Below are 23586 nucleotides of genomic sequence, written 5' to 3'. Positions count from 1 at the left end.
TAAAATTCTTTTTCAGAAATATTCTTTTCGAAAAGCACATAAATACCATTTTGTCTGGAGACCAATTTTCACATGCATTTGTGCTATTCTAGTCCTTTTCAAAAAATATTTATCATTAATTATTCCTGAAAACATTTCTAAAATATGTGATTTTAAAGTCTCCTTCAAAGCATCTACCGAACTATTATTATTAATTAGTGTTAGTAGAGATTCTTCCAAACTGAGATTCTTGTAAAAAAGATTAACAATATCATCGATTTTTTCTTCTACAAATGGCTGTAAGTTTTTAATTACTTGTAGCTCTTCTATTGAAAAATGAAGCATTGTTATTTGTTTCTCTACTTCACTACCCTTTTGAATATCCATTTTTATAGTACTTTCAAGTAATATAATGCCGTTTTCTATCTCTTTCTTTTTACTTTTCCAAAACATGAATCAACCTCCATTAATTTTCTTTACACTTCACTTAATAAAGTTTTCAATAATAACTTATTTTGGTGTTGATACTTAGTAAAATAGATTTCGTGTAGTCTTTTAGATAACCTTTCATAATCGCTTCTTGAAGGAACTGAATTCCATACAAATATATCTTCGATGTCTTTTTTAATAGTTAAGTATAAGCGATCCGTTATAATTAACTCCGCCTCTTCATCCTTAGAACATAACTCAACATGGATAAAGACACGTTGTATTTGATTGAATAAATAGGGAGCATCATTTATCATTGAAAATATCTTTATTTTAATGGTATCTTTATTGACAAAATCAATTGTTTGTTTTAGTAATTTATGATATCGGCCAATTAATATTTCCCTGCGTTTAAATACGATGTCGAAGGCCTGATTTTCCATTAGACGATCATAAAACTGATTCATGATTTCTATTTGTGCCGTTTCATGCATTTCTAATCTCTTTTGGTAAAGATCTTCTTTAAATAAAGTAGCTGGACCAGAAAAGGTTAAAATATAATAATGAAGATGTAGTAAATTTATAAAGAGTGCCCCATATACTTCTACATCTAAATTAACGGAGAAATGCTCCATGAATACTTCTATCCAATATAAAGTTGCTTGTACAAATAATTCCTGATTATGATGCTGTGCAAAGTTCATCAATAAACTTACTGCATTATCCGTTTTATGATAACGGCGCATACAGCTAAAGATGGAGAATAAAAACATTGTTTCTAATTCAATTTCTTCATCTGATAAATCAGTAAATTTTCTAAATATATGCTGTAATTTTCCCGATAATTGCTCATAGTTATGATGATGTTTCGTAAAGTTTGCATACATTGGATGATATTCGATTAGGCAACCTAATTTTGCGCGTGATAAGCAAATGGCTAGCCAATATAAAACTTGTTCGGAATAGGCTATGTCTACTTCCTTCATTATTTCCAATATTTCTTCTCTTGAAACTAGAGTAAATGGCCACTCTTCTCCCCAATACGAATTCCAATAGAACAAGAAGTAAAAATAACGAAATTGCTTTTCTGTCCCTTCAAGACTCACTTTTTCATAAGACGTATACTTCAATTGAAACTGATCTAACAAAGGCTTAACTTTTTTTATTCTTCGATACATGGATGCAACGCTTGTAAAGTTTTCCAAAACAAACGTATTGACATCATAAAATTTATTGTAAAAAATCTCATTAAAAGCTTTATAGGTTAATGAGTTTTGTAAATAATATCTTTCAACAGTCTTCATAGAAAAATTATCTTTATAAGTTAATTGAAAATACTTATGCTCTTCTTTTTGGATGACAGCAGATTCAGTAATGAACTCTAAATCAATTGCTATCTCATTCATTATTTTCAAAATTGTTCTTTCAGAAAGATCCATCGTCTGGGATAATTCTAAACTTGAAAAAAGCCTCTGTTCATCGTAAATGTGATGTAGAATATTCACCTTTTGCAAAGGTAATCGATCCAAAAAATTATACATAAAAACACCTCAATGCCTTCACCAGTAAATCCTAGCAGTGTCACAACTATTAATTTTGAAATTAGATAAGCTTTTTTAACTCTTATCAATACATTCTATTCCCGTTTTTCACGACACTAAACATGTGAAAACATTTTTTCAACACTACTCTAGATAATAAGAGCTGCCAATAAGACAGCTGTTACTGATTATTTCACTTTCATTAAATACTCTTTTAAACAACAAATGCGGTTTATTTTCATCAAATTTACTCATTTTGTACAACCGTGAAAAAAGCCTCTTGTTTTCAAGGTTAGTTACACTATATCAGGCATTTTAAAACAAACAAAATCACTTTTTGTTCGTTTTTGAACATATTTTGATAATTCCAAAATTCTTTGTTTTTGGGAGTTAAATTTTATTTTCATCTCCATACAAGTTCATCTACTGGAATCCATTATAAGAGGTTGTTTCTCAACGCTTTTTCCTGAAATTTCACTAGCGAAAACCCCTCATACTTAAGTGTAGAATAGAACGTCCTAAGCACTTTCAAAGTGAGCTAAGCAAATAGCTCTTGAGTAAGCAAAAGGCTTTCACCCGTTCGTTTAAAATGGAAAAAGAGGCGTATCAAATTACCGATACATCCCCTTCTTGGTATGAATTATAAAGGAATTGCTCGATACATGAACGCTGGAATTTGAGAGCATGTTAAGTTTTTTTAGTACAAAGATTTTCTTAAATAAAATACGTATGCTTAAATTAAAAATCGAACTATAGCATTATCGATAAAATTATTAAAATCAATATTTGTTAGTTTCCGAACATATTTTGATAATCTTTTTTCTTGCAAATTTTAATTCGTTCAATTTCAGCCCCATTCTGTACTTTTGAACTCAAAGGATGTTTGATTTACCTCAATATCGTGAAATGTATCAAACATCTACGAAGTTCCTTTCTATTAAACTTTTACTTCTTTTGCATCGGTAAAAACGCCAAGTCCTGTGGATTATCGAGCTAACCGACATTGCGTCGGCCCTCATGCGCCTAAGCTCAAAGCCCATTTCGGACGCAATTATGCCGAGGCATAATTGATAATCTACCTATTGAAGTCGATTTGACAAAAGTAACAACCTTTTGATAACTTTAAGTTGTTACTTGTTAATTTTTAGATACATATCATCCTATATTAAGGAAAGGGAGATCTTATGAGATTCAATAAATTAATGAAGATAGGATTGGCTTTTGCAGTCATGTTCGTATTAACTGCTTGTGGCTCAGGTGGTGAAGACACGAAAAATAAAGACAAAAAAGAAGTGAACTTAGCCTATGTTGAGTGGGATACTGAAATTGCTTCAACAAACGTAGTAGGACAAGTTCTAGAAGATTTAGGATATGATGTAACACTAACACCACTAGATAACGGGATTATGTGGGAGGCTCTTGCCAAAGGAGAGGTTGATGGCATGGTGTCAGCTTGGCTACCACAAACGCATGCCCCTCAAGTTGAGAAGTATAAGGATAAAATAGACGATTTGGGTAAAAACCTAGAAGGTGCAAAAATTGGCCTAGTTGTCCCTAGTTATATGGATGTAAATTCTATCGAAGATTTAACAGATGAAGCTGGTAAAACGATTACTGGCATTGATCCAGGAGCAAATATGACAGCTACTACGGAAAATGCTTATAAAGAATATAAAAACCTAGAAGGCTGGAATGTAGTTACCTCATCTGGAGGTGCAATGACAGCAGCTCTTACTCAAGCGATTGCGAAAAATGAAGAAATCATCGTGACAGGTTGGTCTCCGCACTGGAAGTTCAACGCTTTTGATTTAAAATATTTAGACGATCCTAAAGGTATATATGGAACTGAAGAATATATTGGTACATTTGCACGTAACGGATTGAAAGAAGATAATCCGGGAGCGTATAGTGTTCTTAAAAACTTCCACTGGACTTCAGAAGATATTGAAAGTGTTATGTTTGATATTATGAAAGGCGCTGATCCTAAAGAGGCAGCAAAATCATGGATCAAAGACAACGAGGATAAAGTTTCAGAGTGGACAAAAGATGTAAAATAGTACAAATGGCAAGTTTTATAAACTCGTCTAGCGATTTTACATATGAAGAATAGCGTTAAAACAACAATACCTTCTGCACTTTAGTTGATGATAATTGGAACGTAAGATTCTATCTTTAGAATTAGGTCAAACATCAAAACCTATTTCCTTTGCAGATTTTACCTAAAAAAGTCGATTTCCAGACCATATGGAATCGACTTTTTTTATATCGCAATTGTGTGGGAAGTTGAGCATGGAGCACATATTCTATGAAAGCGTTTTGGTTCAAATTATGTACTTTTCCATATAAAACGCTTCACACCTAATATAACGAGTGATACAATGATGCCTCCAATAATCATCATACCAATAGAGATTAAGGTGCCGATTCCAGGCACTGATTCGTGTATAAGTCCGTAGATGGATTTTTTAGTTTGGTTATTTGTAAGTGCTAAGATAAACTCTTCATAAATTTTAGATGAATGTCTTCAGCCAATCATCAAAGGATTTTTCCAAGTTTTTTTCTAGGTTATCCTCTGAAGAATCTAATTCCAATTTATATAAATAGCAAGTTTCCCCTGCTACAGTACCAGTTTTTTTGGCCACATCTAAAATACCATCTTGGTAATAAAACTCCCACACGGTTTCACTTACTTGGTAAGCTATTACTGCATGAATGATTTCATAATTATCAGTAATTCTATCAATATGATAATGATCGTGTAGAAACATAGTATATTCAGATAGTTCATATTTAAATCGATCCAAAACTTTTGATGCTAACTCTTCAAAAATATTCGTCTCCATACGAACAGAGTACATAATTTCACCTTTAGTAATCTGGGTCGACACATCTTGAATTGATTTCTTTTTGAGAAATTCCTCAATAAATTCTTGAATCTGAAGAATATTCACAGAAGAATACTCCTCCAACAAATATATATGATATTTTAATTTCAATTATTTTTCCTCACTTTATGTAGTCACTGAGACCGATTCCTTATTAGCTTCTAAATAAAATATAAACTCAATTCAAATAGCATTAATTTATTTGCGTTGTAATTTTTTAAATCTCTTATCATATTTAGCTCTATTCAAAAAATCCTCATACCAGTATGCATATAAGTCGTGACGACCTGCCTTTTGAAAGATACTTAAGATCTCTTTTTCAGTGGAATTATATCGAAATTCCAACTCCTGAGCTAAAAGATAAGCTTTATGATATATTTCTGCTGCTTGTTCGAAATCCTTTAAATCCACATATAAATGACCTAATCGAACTAATCCACTTGCTTCTATTTCTATTGGATACTCATGTTGTTTTAAATGTTTCAATAATAGTTCTATTGCTTTCTGTTTAAAGTGAAACAAACTTAAAAACTCAATCTTCCATAATAACCTATTATATCGTTTAAATGATTTTTTCATTTTCATTTCACCCACTATTTACTTTTTTGAATGGAATTCTTCTGTGTCGAACTTAAAATGTAGATACAAATAGATACCCAAACAAAATAGTTAACAACATTAAAACGAACGAATAAATTATTTTCCTAATTGTAAAAGGTAAATACGTAACGACTACCCAAATTATATTCACCCAAAAAGGTGCACAGCTTATTGTTGAGTTAGGATTTTCTGAATTCGACTCTTTCATAAAAATACCCATTATCACGCTTAATAATGTAACCGAAAATAGTAGACCCGAAATAATATTAGCTTCATCCATAATGTAAAGACCTTTTGCATATGTATCCTGATAGTAGAGCTATTAATAGTTCTTCTAACATTGTGATAATCTCCCTTTTTAAACCTGATGTTTTAACTCAAAAGATCAAGCTCTAAATACAATTGAATCGCAATAAAGGTGAAAATCACCAATACAATCCACAGGTGATCAAGCCCCATAAGCCTGCTTTTTTATTGATTTTTTTATAATGGATTAAATAAAGCTCAACCATCCAAATAATCCAAAGAAAAATATAAATCATAAAGCTGTTTTTTCTTTTGGCTGTTTTCGTATACTTTGTTGTTTCCTATTGTTCTGAAAATATTATCTAAGTAAAGATGAAAAGGATGAAACAGCATAAACTATCACACCAATACCTATGAATACCCCCAGCATTGTGATTTTTCTCAAATAACCCGATTCTTTTTGCATCTCTTCGTAATATTTTGCCGCCATAAATACACCCGTCATCATTAAGAGCGCACAAGAGATATACGAAACGATGTTCGTGCCATTATTCTTACCGATAGCGTTTGTTAGTAACGCTAATGAGTTTATAAGAGTCAGAAATGAAAAACTTGGTATTTCATTCGATTCTAATTTTCTACTTTTCTTTTTCGACACTTTATAGTCATGGTTCACATTTTCTAACGATACATACTCCCCAACGATAGCTTCTACTTGTTCCGCATATTTTTTCCGAACTTTAATTATATAAAACACTATGTATACTTCATCGTTTTTTTTCGAGCGGAATCTATTAGACGATTGCTTTAAAATGTCTTTGATTCCTATTTCAAACGGAATGTTACTGCTCTTTAAGTGTTTAAAAATTGCCTGGACATTATCTCCTGAATGACCGACTAATATTTTCTTTTTAAACAAACTCAGCACCTCTTTGTAGGCATATTTATAGCCGTTAATCATGATATCTGGTCGTTAAAATGTTACGCATGCGTCATATGTGTAAGATGCAATAAGCTGCCATTTTCATCTTTCACGCCTAGCACATCATCACGATAGTTTGAGAGGTACTGTTAAGGTACTCCTTTATATCATTGAGAGTGGGTATCCGTTATCATCGTAAACATAACTTTTTACTGCGTAATTATAAAAATTTGATATATCTCCAAAGACATCCAATATATATTATCACTGTTCTCATCTGCAGTTTAACGGAAATATATAGATGTTAATTTATTCATATTATTAATAACGTTCTTTGCTTTTGTTGTAAGTAGAATTTAGTTGAAGTAAAGATAAAATCCATTTATTCAGCTTTTTAACCAAAAATAAAAGTAAAGCCTGTTGACAAACTCTACAAGCTTCACTTTATTTTCACCTCTTTATATTAGAGAAAGGACTGTCCTCAAAAGGCATTTTTCATAGCCTTTTGGGACAGTCCCTTGTTTGTTAACCATTATTTTAATACTTCAGGATGGAAGCCATCTTTTTGGAAGTAATTTTCACGTGACCAAATATTTAATTTTTCATTTTCTGCAGCTTGCTGAATGTCTCTAAATTCATCCTCAAACGTATTGTTTGGTTTATGGATAAAGCGCACTGCTGCAAGTCCTTCTTTTAGTAAGGATTCCTGTAGCATTACATCATCAATAAAGACATAGGCTAATAAACGATCATAATGATCTGTTTCTGGTCCAACATCGTAAACCGCTTCAATCTTTTTGGCGTTTTGTAGCAATTTAATCGTATAGTCCCTTGCCTCTTCAGCATAAGGCTGTGCTTCACCCTTGTTATAATTCATTTCTGGTGTATCTACCATCAATAGGCGAATTTTTTGTTTCTTGCCATTTATTGTCGTCTGAATCGTATCACCATCATATGCTTTAATATAATCTACATCAAAGCGCTTATTTCCTGTTTTTTCTTCAACCTGTTCAATAGAAATAGTACTATCTTGGTTAGTTGATGTTGTATCCTTCTCCTGGGCTGGTGATCTGCCAAAAATCATATACAATGCAACTGCAATAATGATTGTACCACTCGTAATTAACGTTTTTATATCTTGCATTTTCATGTAGTAGTTCCCTCACAACTTCATCTTTATTACATTTTAAGGAAGCTTCTAAAAGAATCCTTAAAAGTTTCACGATGTTTCTATTGTAAAATATCAGGCTACTACATTCAAGCTATGTAGTTGCAACAGCAACCCAATGGTTTGGAGAAACTTCAACAAGCTGACTATTTTCTATTTCATAGTGTGTTTGTTTGTCTTTGTGCTCGGTATCCATATATTTTTTCTTTTCGATCGCAGGATCTGGAATTGGTATTGAGTGTAATAGAGCTTGTGTATACGGATGCTTTGGATTGGTGTACAGCTCCTCACTTTCTGCAAGTTCTACAATCTTCCCTCCATACATGACTGCTACACGATCGCTAATATGTTTAACCATAGACAAATCATGAGCAATAAATAAGTATGTCAATCCTAGGCGCTGCTGTAAATCCTTTAACAAGTCTACAATCTGCTTTTGAATAGAAACATCAAGGGCTGAAAGTGGTTCATCACAAACGATAAAATTTGGCTCCACTGCTAATGCTCTTGCGATACCAATACGTTGGCGTTGTCCACCTGAAAATTCATGCGGATAACGCATTGCATGTTCTTTGTTTAAGCCTACAAGTTCAAGTAATTCCTCCACACGCTGATGACGCTCTTCATTCGTTTTAACGAGTTTATGAATATCTAGAGCTTCCCCAATAATATCTACTATTTTTTTTCGAGGATTCAACGAGGAATATGGATCTTGGAAAATAATTTGCATATGACGCCGCATTGCTTTAAGCTGCTTTTTCGTTAGTCTTGTAATTGGTACACCTTGATATAAAACTTCTCCATTCGTAGGCTGATGAAGCTGTAAAATTGTTCGACCTGTCGTAGATTTTCCTGAGCCCGATTCACCTACCAAACCTAACGTTTCCCCTGGATATATATGAAATGATAAATCGTTGACAGCCTTTACCATTTGACCATGCCCTAATGTGAACTCCTTTGAAAGATGTGTCACTTCGATTAATGGTTTATTTTTATCTATTTCGAGCTGTACATTCGTAATTTGCTTAGGCTGCTTTTTCTCATGGAGCTTTGGTAATGCATTCAATAGTTTTTTAGTATAAGGATGTTGAGCATTTTCAAAGATTTCCTCTGTTGTACCTTGCTCAACAATCTCCCCTTCCTTCATAACAATAATTCGATCACACATGCCAGCAACAACACCTAAATCATGGGTAATTAATATGATTGAGGTACCCATCTTTTTTTGCATGTCTCGCATTAATTTTAGGATTTGCGCTTGAATAGTTACATCAAGGGCTGTAGTCGGTTCATCTGCAATTAGTAAAGATGGTTGACAGGCAAGTGCCATGGCAATCATAACACGTTGGCGCATTCCTCCTGAAAACTCATGCGGATATTGTTTATATCGTTCCTCTGCATTTCGAATCCCTACAAGCTTTAATAACTCTATTGTTTGCTTATAGGCCTCAGCTTTGGACATTGACTGATGCTTTATTAAACTTTCAGCTACTTGCTCTCCAATACGAATAGTTGGATTTGTAGATGTCATTGGATCTTGAAAAATCATACTAATATCTTGTCCGCGGATTGTCTCCATTTGTTTTTCGCTCAATGAAGTAATCTCTTGTCCTTTAAACAAAATATTTCCTGACTTTAGAAATGAAGGTGGTGATGGTAATAGACGCATAATTGAACGAGCCGTTACACTTTTCCCACTACCTGACTCTCCTACAATTCCGAGTGTTTCACCTTTATTTAAATGAAAATCAACGCCTTTAACGGCTTCAAATTCTGTTTCTCCCGTAATAAAAGATACACGAAGATCGCTTATTTCTAGAAGCTTTTCACTCATTCAATCCATCCTTTTGTAAATTTTGTGATTGACTTAATTATTTGTATAATCCATACTTTACAATACTGATAGGAATTATACAATATAATTATAATCAATTATGCCTCGGCATAATTGCGTCCGGAATCGGCTTTGTGCTTGCACAAAGAACTCCTTTCCGATTTCCGTGACATCCGCCGGAGGCTTTAACTTCTTTCTACTGAAAGAAGCTGAATCTTTCATCCTGCAATCTGTTCAATAGGGCCTTACAAAAATGAGTCGGCTACAACGCGTATGTTGATGCTGTTTTGTCCTCACTTTAGAATCTATTATTTTATTTACGTCTGGAGGAAATGCATGGTTATTTCAAAAGATCATTCTACAACTAAGGAACATGTATTCTTTTTTTCAGTTTATCAAAAGCTCATGCACCATAAGCCTTACAATGTGCTACTCTTTCTTTTAAGTATTTTAGTACACCCTTTTACATACTTATCTTATCGGAAAAGAAAACATTCAAATCAATACCGCCAAGCTTTTGAGCTACGAAGTCAGTATTACAAAGAAAAGGGTTTGTTCGCACAATGGCAATTTAAATTTGCTGAGCAAGAATTAGCCAAAGCTAAGTTCTTTCATGAATTTGTGTCAGAAAAACAATTACAAAAAACTGCTTCGAAATTAGCAGATTCAAAAATACAGCAGTTAGTAGAGCAAGATTTATTGAAGGATGGTTTAGAAGATCCATCCTATTTACAATTTTTTAGTCAGCAACTTAAAAATAAAAACTTCGTTGCTCTTACTTTTTTACCAGCTGTTTTATTTTATGTAGTCCTTCTATTGTGTGCGAATCCATTTCTACAATTTATCATTGAACGAATACTACAGAGTTTCATTGTTATTGTAGGTGTCGCGACACTAGTGTTTACAATTTTGTATTTATCGCCATTCGATCCAGCGAGAAACTTACTTGGTGTTGCGGCAACGCCTGAGCAAATTGCTAACTTTAATCATATTCATGGTTTGGATCAGCCGTATTTATCTCAATTATGGAATGCACTATCTGGTCTCTTCACATTTGATTTAGGTACTTCCTTTGCAGGGAAAGAAACTATTACACATAGCATTGTAAACAAGTTTCCTGTCACACTTGAAATAGCCATCCTATCACTATTAATGGCTATCGCTATTGCTATTCCGGTCGGCATTATTTCCGCTGTTCGTCCAAATTCATATTTGGATTATACATTTATGTTCATCGCCTTGATTGGATTATCCATCCCCAGCTTTTGGCAAGGCTTACTATTTATTTTAACATTTGCCTTAAAGCTGCAATGGTTCCCAGCTACATATAATCCTCAAAACTGGCTTTCTTTAATAATGCCAATTATTGTCTTAGGGACATCCATTACGGCTTCCATTGCCCGTATGACCAGATCCAGTATGCTTGAGGTGATACATGAGGACTACATTATTACAGCGAGAGCTAAAGGCTTGAATGAATTTAAGGTGATTTCAAAGCATGCTATTCGCAATGCCATGATTCCTATAATTACAGTGATTGGACTTCTCTTTGGTGGAATGTTAGGTGGGGCATCTGTTACAGAAAAAGTTTTCAATATTAGTGGTATCGGTAGCTATATTGTTGATAAGCAGTTTATTCCGGACATTCCAGCTATCCTCGGTGGGGTCGTCTATATTGCTATTACAATTTCGATCGTAAATTTATTCATCGATATTATGTATGCCTTTTTCGATCCACGCATTCGCTCGAAAATGAAGAAGTCTTAAAGGGGGGATCACCCGTGAAAAACAGCTTACATGTCAAACTACTTTTGAAGATAACACAGGAATATGTCAATTCACATTTTACACTTGTCTTTTCCTTGCTATTTTCTTTATTGTTTCTAGCATATAGCTATAATTTTTCTACTCAAAGTTGGCGACCAATCGTCTTAATCTTTTTTGTCATTTATGCAATTATCACAGCTTATGTTGGTTTCCTGACTTTACGCATTAAACAGGATTTAGCAAGCTATAGTGACATACGAAAAAGCACTCGATTACTTGGTTATCCACTGTTATTAACAATTGTTTCAGGTAATATTTTTTCTACATCTTTTGCTTTTTTACTTATTTCAAGAAGTAAGACAGCTGAATATACTTTTGCTGCTTATGCTTTGATCACTCAGCTTTTTATTATCGGTATTTCAGCACTGAACTTATTTAAACCGTACGTCACAGATACTTATTTACTTGCAATGGGTCTTTTCTTACTCCTTGCAATCTTTTATATCGTGATGTTAATGCTATGTACAAAATTTGTGACTTCCGAGGCTGCGCCAAAATGGATGCTGTTACCTGGTATTTTGTTGCTTATTGCTTCATTGACTGGCAATCTATTTGCCACATTGCTAGGGTATAGCCTTATTCAAAAAGCTCGAAAGGCGAATCCCTCTACAATTGAAAAATGGCAAAGAATTTGGGAAAAGATTTTACGCAATACGATGGCCGTCTTCGGATTATTTTTCATAGTGCTAATGTTTTCTTTGTCCGTAACAAGCTCTTGGACATTTGACTATGACTTCGCTATTGAAAATAACTATGGGGCATTATTACAAACACCTTCGTTAGAATATCCGCTAGGCACCGATAATTACGGGCGTGACCTATTTTCTCGCATTGTTTTCGGTGCACAAATATCGCTTATTGTCGGATTTTTCTCAACAATTATACCTGCATTAATCGGCGGAACCCTTGGAGCATTTTCTGGTTATTACGGGAAAGCGACTGACAACATCATCATGCGAAGTCTTGATATTTTATATGCCATTCCTGGAATTCTACTAGCTATTGCTATTATCGCAGCGTTTGGTGCCAATACTATGAATTTAATTATCGCACTAAGTGTTGGAGCCATTCCAACTTATGCTCGTACTATGCGCGCTAATGTAATGCAGCTCTCTAATTTCGAATTCGTAGAATCAGCCAGAGCTTTAGGAGCATCTGATGCTGCAATCATTTTTAAACATATTGTCCCTAACTCGTTAGCACCGATGATTGTCAAAGCAACATTAACTATTGGTGGTGCTGTGATTTCAACAAGTAGTTTAAGTTTTTTAGGGCTTGGCATTGAGCCACACATTCCTGAATGGGGCAATATCCTAAAAGTCGGTAGTACGTACCTGGAAACACATTCCTATGTCGCTATTTTCCCAGGCCTTTGTATTATGCTTCTCGTTCTCTCCTTTAACTTTTTAGGAGATGGGTTACGAGATGCTTTAGATCCAAAATCAAATTAATAATGGAGGTTCTTACATGAAAAGATTACTTGTATTCTTATTCATTGCCGTCTTAGCATTAGCAGGCTGTGTACAGACAAAAACTGAAGTAGAAGGTAGTAAAGATTCAAAAGAGAAAGGTAAAAAGACAGTTGAAGTATTAGGGATGGCCGCTTCTGAGGAAGATATGAATATTGTTCGAGATCAACTAGTTAAAAATGGCTTTGAAGTTAAACTAAATATTCAACCTGATTATGGTTCATTTTCAGCACAAAAAGATGCTGGCAATTATGATTTAGCTCTTTCTAGCTGGACAACAGTAACAGGAAACCCTGATTATGCTGTTCGTGGTTTGTTTAAAACGGGCGGTGACTATAGTATTGTATCTGATTCAAGTTTAGATGCGCTCATCGAGGAAGCGAGTACGTTGACAGGTGATGCAGCCGCTGCAAAATATAAAGAATTAGAACAGCTTTTAGTATTCGATCAAGCTTATATTGCTCCGTTATATATTTCAAATAAATATCAAGGCATTTACTCTGAATTAGTAAACCCAAAAACTGTACATCTACCAAAATCCCGTGCGCAAGTATGGGAAAATATCGAATTCAATGATTCATCCAAAAATGCAACTGAACCGTTGATTTTACATCAAACAATAGATTCGTTAACATCTCTTGATCCTATTAAAGGGAATGACGGTTCTATTAATACATTAAATACGAATATGTATGTACGACTTGTAAACTTAACAGATACAGATGAAGTCATTTCTGATGGTTCATTATCTTATAATCATGCTATTGCTGAAGGGAACCAAGAATATTATTTCATTTTACGTGATGATCTTAACTTCGCTGCTGTAAAAGATGGTACTGCCGTTGATACAGGTGAATTGGTTTCAGCAGAAGACGTTGTATTCTCATTAAATCGTGCAAAAGATTCAAAGTCAGTTCCAGACCATCGCACATATAGTCTTCATGAAAATATCGAAACAGTCGAAATCGTTTCTGACTTAGCTGAATTACAAAAGAAAAAAATTGCAGGCTCTGATCAGTCTGTATTAGATGCATTATCCCAAAACCTCCCTGCTTCTGTAACGCAATTAGCAAAAGACAAAGGGACTGTGAATAATGCAGCTGGAGCATACCAAGTCGTTAAAATTACAACACCAACACCATTCCCACAAGTGTTAAATTATTTAGCACACCAATCTGGTGGTATCGTTTCTGAAAAACAAGTAACAAGCATTAACACATATGATGTAGCAGCCTATAATCCAGACAAGGATATTGCCTATGGTGACCAAGCTACGGTGACGGAAGGCACAGCAACATACAACAACCATCTTTACGCTAGTGGTCCTTACATTCTTATAAAGAAAAATGATTATGAAGCACAATTTGTGAAAAATCCTGCCTACCGTGTAGGTAGTGAATATGAACCGAAGATCGCAAAAATTAATGTTCGTTTTATCGCTGATAACGATAGTGCATTATCAGCATTACGTAATGGTGAGATTCATGTACTTCAGTCAGTACCAGAAACAAAGCTAGACATTGTAAAATCTGATACGAAACTAACGTTAAATACTGCTGATAGTAATGCCGTATCATACCTACAAATGAATACATCTGGTCGCCCTGTTTCAGTTTCAGTAGACCTACGTAAAGCAATTCTTTACTCTATAAATCAAGATGAATTTATTAGCTATTATCAAGGCAATAAAAAACCTGCTGTATCCACTGTTTCACCACTCATTAATACTGGATTGAAGCTTGAAGCAGACAGTAAAAAGGTAAAAGAATATTTAAAAGCCTATAACGATTAATTATCGGTATACAAAACAATTCATAGACACTAAATAGGCAGAGCCTCCTCAAATTATCGAGGAGGCTCTGTTCGTATTGTTAAAAAATGGTTAAGAAATTTTTCTGAATGTTGTCTTGTAATTCCCGTTTTATTTATCACTTATCACTTTAAAATTGGACGCGTCATAAGGTACATGATGAGTGAAGTGGTTGATTGGAGTGGAGACTGAGCGACTCCTCGGGGATCAGCGATATAGAGGAACGAAGGCTAAAAGCATCACGTCCTGTGATAACGCCTTCGTGACCAACATCGTGCTGTTGCTGTCGCTGCGCTTTCGCACAAACAAAACCAAAACCCTCTGCTGCCGCTACGTTGCACTCACGCTTTCGCGCAAAAGACATCTGTTGGCCCGAGACCCTGCAGCGTAGCGGATGTTTTCTGTGCGAAAGCGTAGTGCTAACGTAGCGGCAGCACCAAAAGCGGCTCATTGGAACGCCCCCAGGAAAGCGCTCAGTCGGAACGGAAATCAACCCCTCGCTTTGCCAAAAAGCCCTATTTTATTTACAACGTAAACAGAGCCTCCTCATATTATTGGAGAAGGCTCTGTTATCTTTATTAATACTCTTTTAAATTTCATGATGTGATTTTGGTTTTGGTCCTAGATCTTCGGGCTCAATATCTGCAAAGGTCTCGCCCTCTTCCTCCAAATCACGCATACGATGGGCAATACGTGATGCGGCAGAAGCAGCAATACTGCCAACTAAATCATCTAAAAACGTATTTACATGATGTCCAGGTTCTGTGTCCAACTTCTTAATAATACCGATTTTTTGCTTATCTAAGTGACCGAAAGTTGTTACCGCTATGCTACCGTATGTAAAAACAGATCCAAGTGCGATTGTTTCATCCACACCAAATAACCCCTCATCGGATTCAATAATTTGCTGTAACGGTGCCGACAATAACTTTTTCTCTGCAAGTTCATCTAATTCAATCCCTACTAATAAAGCATGTTGAACTTCACGCTTACGTAATACACGCTCGACAGAATGAATACAGTGGTCTAATGTTAAACCTTCATTATAGGATTTTTGCATTTCATAAACGATTTTAGCAATATCCTCTAGCGATACACCACGACGAATGAGTGCAGCTTGAGCTGCCTTCGCTACTTCTTCAGAGTGTATGCGAGTACTTTTATCATGCATAACTATCCCTCACTTCGATTTGATTGCTAGAATAGTGCTAGCCCAACCTATTATACCTTTACTTTAGCTATATGGTACAATTTCGATACAAACATGAGAAGGAGTGTCATCAGTGGATAAGGGAACTGTACAAGATTTAAAGTTCTATAGTGAAGCTTTACAGGAGGAATTATTGCTCTATATTTATGTTCCTGCAAATTATTCTCCACTATATAAATATAATATTTTAATTGCATCAGACGGCAAAGATTATTTCCAGCTTGGAGGTATTACAAAACTTGCTGATGAACTTATCGATGACTATGAAATCGAAAATTTAATCATTGCATTCGTTCCTTATAAGGACATAAAGGATCGACGTGTTAAATATATTCCAAGTGGAGAGCAACATGAAGCATATCTTCGTTTTTTAGCACACGAGCTTGTGCCCTATTTAGACACTGAATATGCAACCTATCAAATGGGAATGGGTCGTGGAGTCATTGGTGACTCAATGGCTGCTACCGCATCTTTAATGGCCGCATTAAAATATCCAAGTATTTTTGGCAAGGTTATTTTACAATCACCGTATGTTGATGAAAATGTTTTGCAAGCTGTAGAGAATTTTAAAGATCCAGGCTCAATCTCTATTTACCATATTGTTGGAAAAGAAGAAGATAAAGTTGTCACAATGGATAAAACCATTAAAGATTTTTTAACACCAAATCGTCAGCTTCATAATCTCATGTTAGACAAAGGATTTTCTTTATTCTATGAAGAGTTTAATGGCAATCATACATGGAAATATTGGAAACCTGATCTACGTCGCGCATTAATTGAAAATTTCAATTAATATAGGCGAATCAAATTACGAAATCGGAAATTTCTGTTATACTTAAATAAAAAATTGTTTACTTTCGGGAGGTAATGGCCTATGAAGTACGGTATTGTGGCATTTCCATCAAAAAAATTGCAAGATTTAGCGAATACGTATCGCAAACGATACGATCCTCATTATGCGAAAATTACTCCGCATATTACATTAAAGGACAGCTTTGATGCGACAGATGATGATATTCAATCTATTATTAAGCAATTAGATGAACTTGTTGCCAACTATGCACCTTTAAACGTTCATGCATTACGCATAAGTTCATTTTTCCCTACAACAAATGCGATTTATTTCCGCATTGAACCAACTGAACAATTAACAGCATTCCACCAAGCACTTGAAGAAAAAGTACCTTTTGGTGAGTCAAAACATGTATTTGTACCACATATCACGATTGCTCAAAAAATGACGGATTCCGAGCATGATGACATCTTTGGGCAATTACGTATGACAGGCGTTGACGAAAAAGATACAATTGATCGTATTCATCTTTTATACCAATTGGAAGATGGCTCATGGACAACATATGAAACATTCCGATTGTCAGGAGCTGAGTAATCCTTGTACAACGTTAAGATTGTGGAAACAGCAAAAGAGCACGAGGATGCGTTCGCAGTTCGCAAACAGGTTTTTGTTGAAGAACAAGGTGTGCCGCTGCATTTAGAATGTGATGCTGAGGATGCATCCGCAACACATTTTATTATGTACGAAGACAATGATCCTGTAGGTGCTGCACGTTTACGTAATATCGTGGACGATGCTGCAAAAATTGAACGTGTCTGTATTTTACAAGATCAGCGAGGCAAAAAACTAGGTGCTTTAATTATGAAAGAAATGGAAAAGTACGCTATTTCAATAAATAAGAAAAAACTAAAACTCCACGCACAAAGTTATGCTATTCCTTTTTATGAAAAGCTTGGCTATGCGGTAACATCTCCCGAATTTATGGATGCTGGTATCCCACATCGTGCTATGGAAAAAACGATTTAATTTCTTTCACCTCAAATCGGTGTTACGAAAATGCTACGGCATATCGTAACACCTTTTTTATTTTTTCTACAAAACTTTAAAGGTTGATTTATAAATGAAAGTCCATTTAACCAACCTTTTAAATATCAAATTATTTCATCATTTTAGTAATTTTATCGAAGTCTAGTGAAGCACCATCTTGAATAATAGATTGAACTAACTTATCTTCAAGCTCTTGCGTAATTTGTCTATTGGACACCTTACTTACGCGTCGTACGATTTTTCTTACTTGTTTTTCACTTGTAAAATCAGCATGTTGGATTGCATTTGCTAATGCGAAGATCTCATCCATCGATACCCCAGTTTTTTGTTCAATTGAATTAAAAAACCCGCGATTCATGTTCCCCCTCCTATCAGTTAAAATTAATTTATTTCCATTCATATTTTATGCACAAAACATTCAAAAAATAGTGAAGGCTTTAAACTTTATTCAGATAATAAAGCACTCTGAAGAAAAGCTAAAGCCTCTTATCGACTGTCACATATCAATTATGCCTCGGCATAATTGCGTCAGGAATCGGCTTTGTGCCTGCACAAAGAACTCCTTTCCGATTCCATGGCATCCGCCGGAGGCTTAACTTCTTTCAGCAGGTATTTGGACACTCACTGAAAAGCAGCTTAAATCCCCTTCATCTCAGAAGACTTCTGTACCTGTCGCTACCCTTTCGGTACTAAAGACATATGCTGAAAGAAATTAAATGATAGTAGCACCAACAATGATTAGGAGAATGAATAGAACAACGATTAGAACAAACGTTGAACTCTGACCATGTCCATAGCCATAATATCCGCAGCCATAATATCCGCCGTAATCTCCTCCGTAGCAACCATCAGAGTGCCCTCCATACGAGCCCCAGCCTTGATATCCCATAAAAATACCCCTCCCTTCTACAACCTATAATATGTTTTGGTTGTAAAAATGGGTGGGGTATTCGTCTAGTCAACATTTCCTTTTGGTTTAAAAAGTAATGCTCCGATAAAGCCAAAGACAATGGCAGCACTGATTCCTGAGCTGGTTACTTCAAACATCCCAGTCAACACGCCTACAAGCCCATGCCTTTCTGCCTCAGCAAGCGCACCATGCGTTAAAGAATTTCCAAAGGACGTAATAGGAACTGTTGCACCAGCACCTGCAAAATTAATGAGAGGCTCATACAAGCCCATTCCGTCTAGAATTGCACCAATTACGACTAGAGTACTCAATGTATGTCCTGGCGTTAATTTTCCAACATCCATTAGTAATTGACCGATGGCACAAATAATGCCACCTACAATAAATGCAAATACAAATGTCATTACCATAGCTTTTACCTCATTTCATTGTAATTTCAATCGCGTGTGCCGTACATGGAATCGTCTCGCCCTGTTGAAAAGTAAGCGGAGACAGTAATGCTCCTGTCGCTACAAGAAGAACTCGTTTATAAGTACCTGCTCGCATCTGTTGAATTACATAACTAAAAAAAACAGCTGCTGAACAACCTGCACCACTTGCACCGGATTGAAATGCCTCATCCTGTCCATAAAACTCGGCACCTGCATCACGTAAAGGTTTTAAATCCTCACTTTTGATGCCATTTTCAACAAACATGCCTTTTAAAAGTTTTAAGCCAAGTTGACCCAAATCACCTGTTAAAATTAAATCATAGTGGTAAATTTTTTGATTACGTTGCTCTAAATGTGATTGAATCGTCTGAAAAGCGGCTGGTGCCATCGCTGCACCCATGTGAAATGGATCATCCATACCATAATCAACTGATTTTCCAACAGTTGCTGCTTCAATAGAAGGGTATTCCTCTTGATGTTTACCAATTAGAGCATATCCAGCAGCCGTTACCGTCCATTGAGCAGTTTGGGGCTTTTGTGAACCATAATCGATTGGATAACGGAATTGTCGCTCAACCGCATTGTGTTGGCTGGATGCACCAGCGAGCGAAAAGTTTGCGGCACCTGCCTCAGTTAAAAGGCTCGCAACGATTACTGAAGATATAGAGGTAGCACATGCTGAGAAGAGTCCAATAAAAGGAATTTCTAAGTCTCTAGCTGCAAAATTGGTCGGTGTCATTTGATTTACTAAATCGCCGCCCATAAAGTAATCAATGTCCTTATTTTTTACGCCCGCTTTTTTCATGGCAAATTCACAGGCCTCTTCCACCATTTTTCGATGACCTTGTTCATTTGTTTTCATTTGCCAACGTTCATCATCATAGGTCGCATCAAAGTGTTGACTAAATATACTTCGTTTCTCTAGTGGACCTGCGACTACACCTGCTGCTATTATGGATGGCTTCGATTGAAAGATAATTACCATGAAACCACTCCTAGCGTTACGAGAATGTATTTAATAAGTCCAACAAAAAAAGCGGAGACAACACCAAATAATACAACGGACCCAGCTAATTTGAATATATTCCCACCAACACCAAGTACTAATCCTTCAGATCTGTGCTCGATGGCAGCAGAAATAACAGCATTACCAAACCCCGTAACAGGCACAGCTGATCCAGCTCCAGCAAATTGACCAATCTTCTTATATAAGCCAAAACCTGTTAAAATCATGGCAAAGAACACCATTGTTGCAACTGTTGGATTTCCAGCTGTCTCTTCAGTAAAATTAAAGAAAATGATATAAAAAAGTGAAACGGCCTGTCCGATTGTACAAATAAGTCCACCTACAAAAAATGCCTTTGCAACATTTTTAAAATAAGGCGGTTTCGGCGTGACATTCTGTTCTAATTGATGGTATTGTTCTTTTTCCACTATGCTTTCTCCTTTGCTAGCTTTTTCAATTCGTTAATTTTATCTTTCAGTTTATTATCTTCAACTTGATCCCTTTTTATTTTATTGGCTTCATAAAATATTTTATAATCGGTTGAGACAAAAACCTTTTTATTTGGATATTTTTCATCAAATTTCTTTTGCAACTTTTTCTCTAATTTAGCCTTTTTCCATTTATCCCATGGTTTAATTTGCACTGCTACAAGCATACTATTGTCGTATTGGATAACCGTTGTTTTGTCTACATATTTCTGCTCTTTTAATATGGATTCAACTTCTTTTTCATTTTCCGGTGAACCGTAGACAATAAATTTTTCTTTTTCACCGCACCCACTTAAAAGCGATAAACTGACTAATAGAGGTAACATCATTCCTAATAGCTTCAAGTTTTACCCTCCTTTTCTTTAAAGTTTCTCCAACCATAAAAAAACTATTCATTTAACTATATATACAAAGGCCCGAGTCCATTTTTCTTAAGTACATATTGTAGAAGTAGTAACAAGGAAAGGAGGTGACAATATGGGTTGTGGCAAGCCAACAAATCCTATTGGACCAATCCATTCAGCAGGCTGCGTTTGTGACGTAGTACGCGCTATTTTAGACATTCAGAATCAAGCGGTGAGAGAAGAATGTCAACCATGTACAGCTAACTGTTTCCTAGAACCACTGGGAGGCATCGTAAGTCCAGCACGCTCTCATGCAGATACACGTGTATTTATGTTAATTACAAAAGATGGTACTCCTTTTAAAGCATTTTTCAGTTCTCCAACAGCAGATCCATGTATATGTACATCCGTATTTTTCCGTGTAGAAGATATGTTTGATGAGTGCTGCGCTACCTTGCGTGTTTTAGAACCTTTATGTTCATTTGACTCCAGTGAAAGTACAGTCGATCTATTAAGTCGAGATGGCTGCTGTGTCAACATGAAAAAAATATGCAAAGTAGATGATTGGAATTCCACTGAGAGCTGTATCACTGTAGATTTATCGTGCTTCTGTGCTGTACAATGTATTGCTGATGTAGACTTAGGGATTTGTGAATAATCTTTTTCTCCTTTGACACACTACACATAAAAAAAAGTGTACAGCATCCTCTGCTGTACACTTTTTTCATAAAGTAGGTAATTGTTTACCTCGCCATAATACTTGTTCTATGTCCTCAAAATAAATAATTTCTTGTGTCTTTAATTCAAAAGAAGTAAGCATCAATGAATCCGTCTCTACATTAGACGCACTACCTCGTAAATTTCGGCCATCCTTTAAACTTACGACTAACGGTTGATAAGCTTTTTGCCGAAATGGCTTTTCTAAAAATTGAAGTTGCTTTAGTAAATACGGATCTATTTGTAATTCTTCAACCACTTCTTCTTCTTTTTCTTCAATTGTCTGTTCATTGAAATAGCCGTCCTTTAGATACACTGACGTACTTTCATCCAAATCAAGTTCATGTAGTGCCTTAGAAATATTCAGAAAATAGGATGGTGACTTTATAAATAAGCGTGGCTCTTGACCCACATTACTCACTTCCCTTTTTTTCATACAATATGCGAAAGGAAGAAAATTGGTTCTCAGCCTATTTTGCTTATGAATGTTGTCGCCAAACCTAAGTAAATTAAAATACTTGTAATATCATTTAATGTTGTAATAAATGGACCTGATGCAACAGCTGGATCAATTTTCATGCGATGCATAAGCAATGGAATGAAAGAACCTGCAAGTGTTGCTACTAAAATTGAACCACACAGCGCTGCTCCTACTAGCATTCCAAGAATAAGCTCTTGTTTCCAAATATAGACGATGCCGATCACAATCAGCCCACAAACAATTCCAGACATTAAACCCGTGCCTGCTTCACGTAGGAGTAATTTTAACTTGCTATGTTCTTCAACATCTCCTGTTGCAATTCCTCGAATAGCTACCGCTAATGCCTGTGTTCCACTATTTCCAGAAGTACCTGAAATAAGAGGGATAAACACCGCGAGTAACGCTACCTGTTCTAACGTTGCCTCAAACTGTCCCATCAAATTTGCTGTCAACATCCCTAAAAATAATAATATGACAAGCCATGGTAAACGTTTTTTAGCCGCTTGGAACGAGGTTGTATCAAATTTATCCATATCGGAAATACCCGCTAATTTAGAGTAATCCTCCGATGCTTCTTCATCAATAACGTCGATAATATCGTCGACTGTAATAATCCCTAGTAATTCACCCTTATCGTCAATAACTGGTGTAGCTAAGAAGTTATAGTCCTTCATAATTTGGGCAACCTCTTCTTGGTCATCCCCCGCGTGCACCATCACAACACGTTCATTCATAATCGAGCGTATACGAGTATCTTCATCCGCAATGATTAAATCACGAAGCGAAATAACACCTGTTAATCGATGTGCTTCATCCACGACAAAAATATAATAAATGGTTTCAGCATCCGGTGCTTCTTTTCGTAAAATCGCCATCGCTGAACGAACAGTAGAATTTTCTGGTATCGCTACATATTCAGTCGTCATGATAGAACCAGCTGTGCCTTCGTCATATCTTAAAAGCTCATTAATCTCTTCAGCTGTTTCCTCATCCATCATGCCTAAATAGCTTTCACGTTGTTCCGTATCCAATTCATTTAAAACGTCTGCTGCATCATCTGCGTACATATGAGAAAGCATTTCTGCACCATATGAAGGATCCATCTCAGCCAGATACGCTGTGTATTCATCATCATCTATTTCGATTGCCTCAAAAATATCAGCCATTTCCGCCGGAGACAAGAACGAATAGATGGTCTTTCGTATATCAGGCTCCACCTTCTCATAAAACGTTGCCTGATCATATGGATGAAGCTCTAAAAACTCATCGCGGAATGCGTTTATATCATGTGCTTCGAGCATTTCTCGCAAACGAGCCTCGTCGAATTGCACATCATCCCTTTCATTTCTTTCCTCTATCATGCTTGTCCCCTCCTTCCGAGCATTAAATCATTAATACGGGCAATTCCGTAAATCTACCTTTTATATAATAGAGCGTATGATGCCT

General features: G+C 35.8%; 24 protein-coding genes. 8 read left to right on the top strand and 16 right to left on the bottom strand.

Annotation, left to right across the window (positions count from 1 at the left end; translation table 11 throughout):
- Positions 1-12: 12 nt before the first annotated feature.
- Both B1B04_RS01650 and B1B04_RS01645 read right to left on the bottom strand, forming a co-directional pair.
- Positions 13-432 carry a protoglobin family protein gene (locus B1B04_RS01650; protein ID WP_094075056.1) on the bottom strand — a complete coding sequence of 140 codons (420 nt, stop codon included), beginning with the start codon at positions 430-432 and terminating at the stop codon, positions 13-15.
- A gap of 23 nt (positions 433-455) precedes the next feature.
- Positions 456-1949, bottom strand: a complete 1494-nt coding sequence (locus tag B1B04_RS01645) for a helix-turn-helix domain-containing protein (RefSeq protein ID WP_079559593.1) — start codon at positions 1947-1949, stop codon at positions 456-458.
- A gap of 1184 nt (positions 1950-3133) precedes the next feature.
- Between B1B04_RS01645 and B1B04_RS01640 the strand changes: the two genes are divergently transcribed.
- Complete coding sequence (locus B1B04_RS01640; RefSeq protein WP_079559592.1) at positions 3134-4006, top strand: glycine betaine ABC transporter substrate-binding protein; 873 nt, start codon at positions 3134-3136, stop codon at positions 4004-4006.
- A gap of 453 nt (positions 4007-4459) precedes the next feature.
- Here B1B04_RS01640 and B1B04_RS01635 read toward each other — a convergent pair whose 3' ends face one another.
- The 5 genes from B1B04_RS01635 to B1B04_RS01610 all read right to left on the bottom strand — a co-directional run bounded on the left by B1B04_RS01635 (position 4460) and on the right by B1B04_RS01610 (position 9604).
- Complete coding sequence (locus B1B04_RS01635) at positions 4460-4900, bottom strand: hypothetical protein (protein ID WP_079559591.1); 441 nt, start codon at positions 4898-4900, stop codon at positions 4460-4462.
- A gap of 132 nt (positions 4901-5032) precedes the next feature.
- A complete protein-coding gene (locus B1B04_RS01630; protein WP_079559590.1) occupies positions 5033-5413 on the bottom strand; it encodes a hypothetical protein in 381 nt (126 codons plus the stop codon).
- Between the two features lie 625 nt (positions 5414-6038).
- The gene (locus B1B04_RS01620; protein ID WP_079559588.1) at positions 6039-6599 is read right to left on the bottom strand and encodes a hypothetical protein; all 561 of its coding nucleotides are present in this window, start codon (positions 6597-6599) and stop codon (positions 6039-6041) included.
- 535 nt (positions 6600-7134) lie between these two features.
- A complete protein-coding gene (locus B1B04_RS01615) occupies positions 7135-7752 on the bottom strand; it encodes a thermonuclease family protein (protein WP_079559587.1) in 618 nt (205 codons plus the stop codon).
- 112 nt (positions 7753-7864) lie between these two features.
- Complete coding sequence (locus tag B1B04_RS01610) at positions 7865-9604, bottom strand: ABC transporter ATP-binding protein (protein WP_079559586.1); 1740 nt, start codon at positions 9602-9604, stop codon at positions 7865-7867.
- Between the two features lie 336 nt (positions 9605-9940).
- Here B1B04_RS01610 and B1B04_RS01605 point away from each other — a divergent pair, with 336 nt between their 5' ends.
- Genes B1B04_RS01605 through B1B04_RS01595 form a run of 3 tightly spaced genes read left to right on the top strand, consistent with a single transcriptional unit; the run spans position 9941 to position 14692 of the window.
- Positions 9941-11371 (top strand): ABC transporter permease, encoded by a 1431-nt coding sequence (locus B1B04_RS01605; RefSeq protein ID WP_079559585.1) that lies wholly within the window; start codon positions 9941-9943, stop codon positions 11369-11371.
- A 14-nt stretch (positions 11372-11385) separates the two neighbouring features.
- A complete protein-coding gene (locus B1B04_RS01600; protein WP_079559584.1) occupies positions 11386-12882 on the top strand; it encodes an ABC transporter permease in 1497 nt (498 codons plus the stop codon).
- 16 nt (positions 12883-12898) lie between these two features.
- Complete coding sequence (locus tag B1B04_RS01595; protein WP_079559583.1) at positions 12899-14692, top strand: ABC transporter substrate-binding protein; 1794 nt, start codon at positions 12899-12901, stop codon at positions 14690-14692.
- Positions 14693-15299: 607 nt separating this feature from the next.
- On the opposite strand, the gene B1B04_RS01590 is transcribed toward B1B04_RS01595, so the two are convergent.
- Positions 15300-15881 (bottom strand): phosphatidylglycerophosphatase A family protein, encoded by a 582-nt coding sequence (locus B1B04_RS01590; protein WP_079559582.1) that lies wholly within the window; start codon positions 15879-15881, stop codon positions 15300-15302.
- A gap of 112 nt (positions 15882-15993) precedes the next feature.
- Here B1B04_RS01590 and B1B04_RS01585 point away from each other — a divergent pair, with 112 nt between their 5' ends.
- The 3 genes from B1B04_RS01585 to B1B04_RS01575 all read left to right on the top strand — a co-directional run bounded on the left by B1B04_RS01585 (position 15994) and on the right by B1B04_RS01575 (position 17742).
- A complete protein-coding gene (locus tag B1B04_RS01585) occupies positions 15994-16713 on the top strand; it encodes an alpha/beta hydrolase (RefSeq protein WP_079559581.1) in 720 nt (239 codons plus the stop codon).
- Between the two features lie 81 nt (positions 16714-16794).
- Positions 16795-17310, top strand: a complete 516-nt coding sequence (locus B1B04_RS01580; RefSeq protein ID WP_079559580.1) for a YjcG family protein — start codon at positions 16795-16797, stop codon at positions 17308-17310.
- 3 nt (positions 17311-17313) lie between these two features.
- Complete coding sequence (locus B1B04_RS01575; protein ID WP_079559579.1) at positions 17314-17742, top strand: GNAT family N-acetyltransferase; 429 nt, start codon at positions 17314-17316, stop codon at positions 17740-17742.
- 130 nt (positions 17743-17872) lie between these two features.
- Here the strand turns inward: B1B04_RS01575 and B1B04_RS01570 are convergent, their stop codons facing one another.
- The 6 genes from B1B04_RS01570 to B1B04_RS01545 form a co-directional block, all read right to left on the bottom strand.
- Positions 17873-18121 (bottom strand): stage VI sporulation protein F, encoded by a 249-nt coding sequence (locus B1B04_RS01570; RefSeq protein ID WP_079559578.1) that lies wholly within the window; start codon positions 18119-18121, stop codon positions 17873-17875.
- Positions 18122-18475: 354 nt separating this feature from the next.
- Positions 18476-18652: a YjcZ family sporulation protein gene (locus B1B04_RS26335; protein WP_079559577.1), complete on the bottom strand. Its 177-nt coding sequence runs from the start codon at positions 18650-18652 to the stop codon at positions 18476-18478.
- Positions 18653-18717: 65 nt separating this feature from the next.
- A complete protein-coding gene (gene spoVAE, locus B1B04_RS01560; RefSeq protein ID WP_170938878.1) occupies positions 18718-19077 on the bottom strand; it encodes a stage V sporulation protein AE in 360 nt (119 codons plus the stop codon).
- Between the two features lie 16 nt (positions 19078-19093).
- Positions 19094-20089 carry a stage V sporulation protein AD gene (locus B1B04_RS01555; RefSeq protein ID WP_079559575.1) on the bottom strand — a complete coding sequence of 332 codons (996 nt, stop codon included), beginning with the start codon at positions 20087-20089 and terminating at the stop codon, positions 19094-19096.
- A complete protein-coding gene (gene spoVAC / locus B1B04_RS01550) occupies positions 20083-20538 on the bottom strand; it encodes a stage V sporulation protein AC (protein WP_079559574.1) in 456 nt (151 codons plus the stop codon). Before spoVAC ends, B1B04_RS01555 begins: the two co-directional genes overlap by 7 nt.
- Positions 20538-20942, bottom strand: coding sequence for a YhcN/YlaJ family sporulation lipoprotein (locus B1B04_RS01545; protein ID WP_240518163.1), 405 nt, complete (start codon positions 20940-20942; stop codon positions 20538-20540). Before B1B04_RS01545 ends, spoVAC begins: the two co-directional genes overlap by 1 nt.
- A 133-nt stretch (positions 20943-21075) precedes the next feature.
- Between B1B04_RS01545 and B1B04_RS01540 the strand changes: the two genes are divergently transcribed.
- Positions 21076-21600: a CotY/CotZ family spore coat protein gene (locus tag B1B04_RS01540; protein WP_079559573.1), complete on the top strand. Its 525-nt coding sequence runs from the start codon at positions 21076-21078 to the stop codon at positions 21598-21600.
- 66 nt (positions 21601-21666) lie between these two features.
- Here the strand turns inward: B1B04_RS01540 and B1B04_RS01535 are convergent, their stop codons facing one another.
- Positions 21667-22071, bottom strand: coding sequence for a hypothetical protein (locus tag B1B04_RS01535; RefSeq protein ID WP_240518162.1), 405 nt, complete (start codon positions 22069-22071; stop codon positions 21667-21669).
- Positions 22072-22124: 53 nt separating this feature from the next.
- The gene (gene mgtE, locus B1B04_RS01530; protein ID WP_079559571.1) at positions 22125-23501 is read right to left on the bottom strand and encodes a magnesium transporter; all 1377 of its coding nucleotides are present in this window, start codon (positions 23499-23501) and stop codon (positions 22125-22127) included.
- Between the last annotated feature and the right edge of the window lie 85 nt (positions 23502-23586).

Origin of the sequence: Lysinibacillus sp. KCTC 33748 (assembly GCF_002237755.1) — a bacterium.
Lineage (GTDB): Bacteria > Bacillota > Bacilli > Bacillales_A > Planococcaceae > Lysinibacillus.
This window is presented reverse-complemented; position numbering and strand designations above follow the sequence as displayed.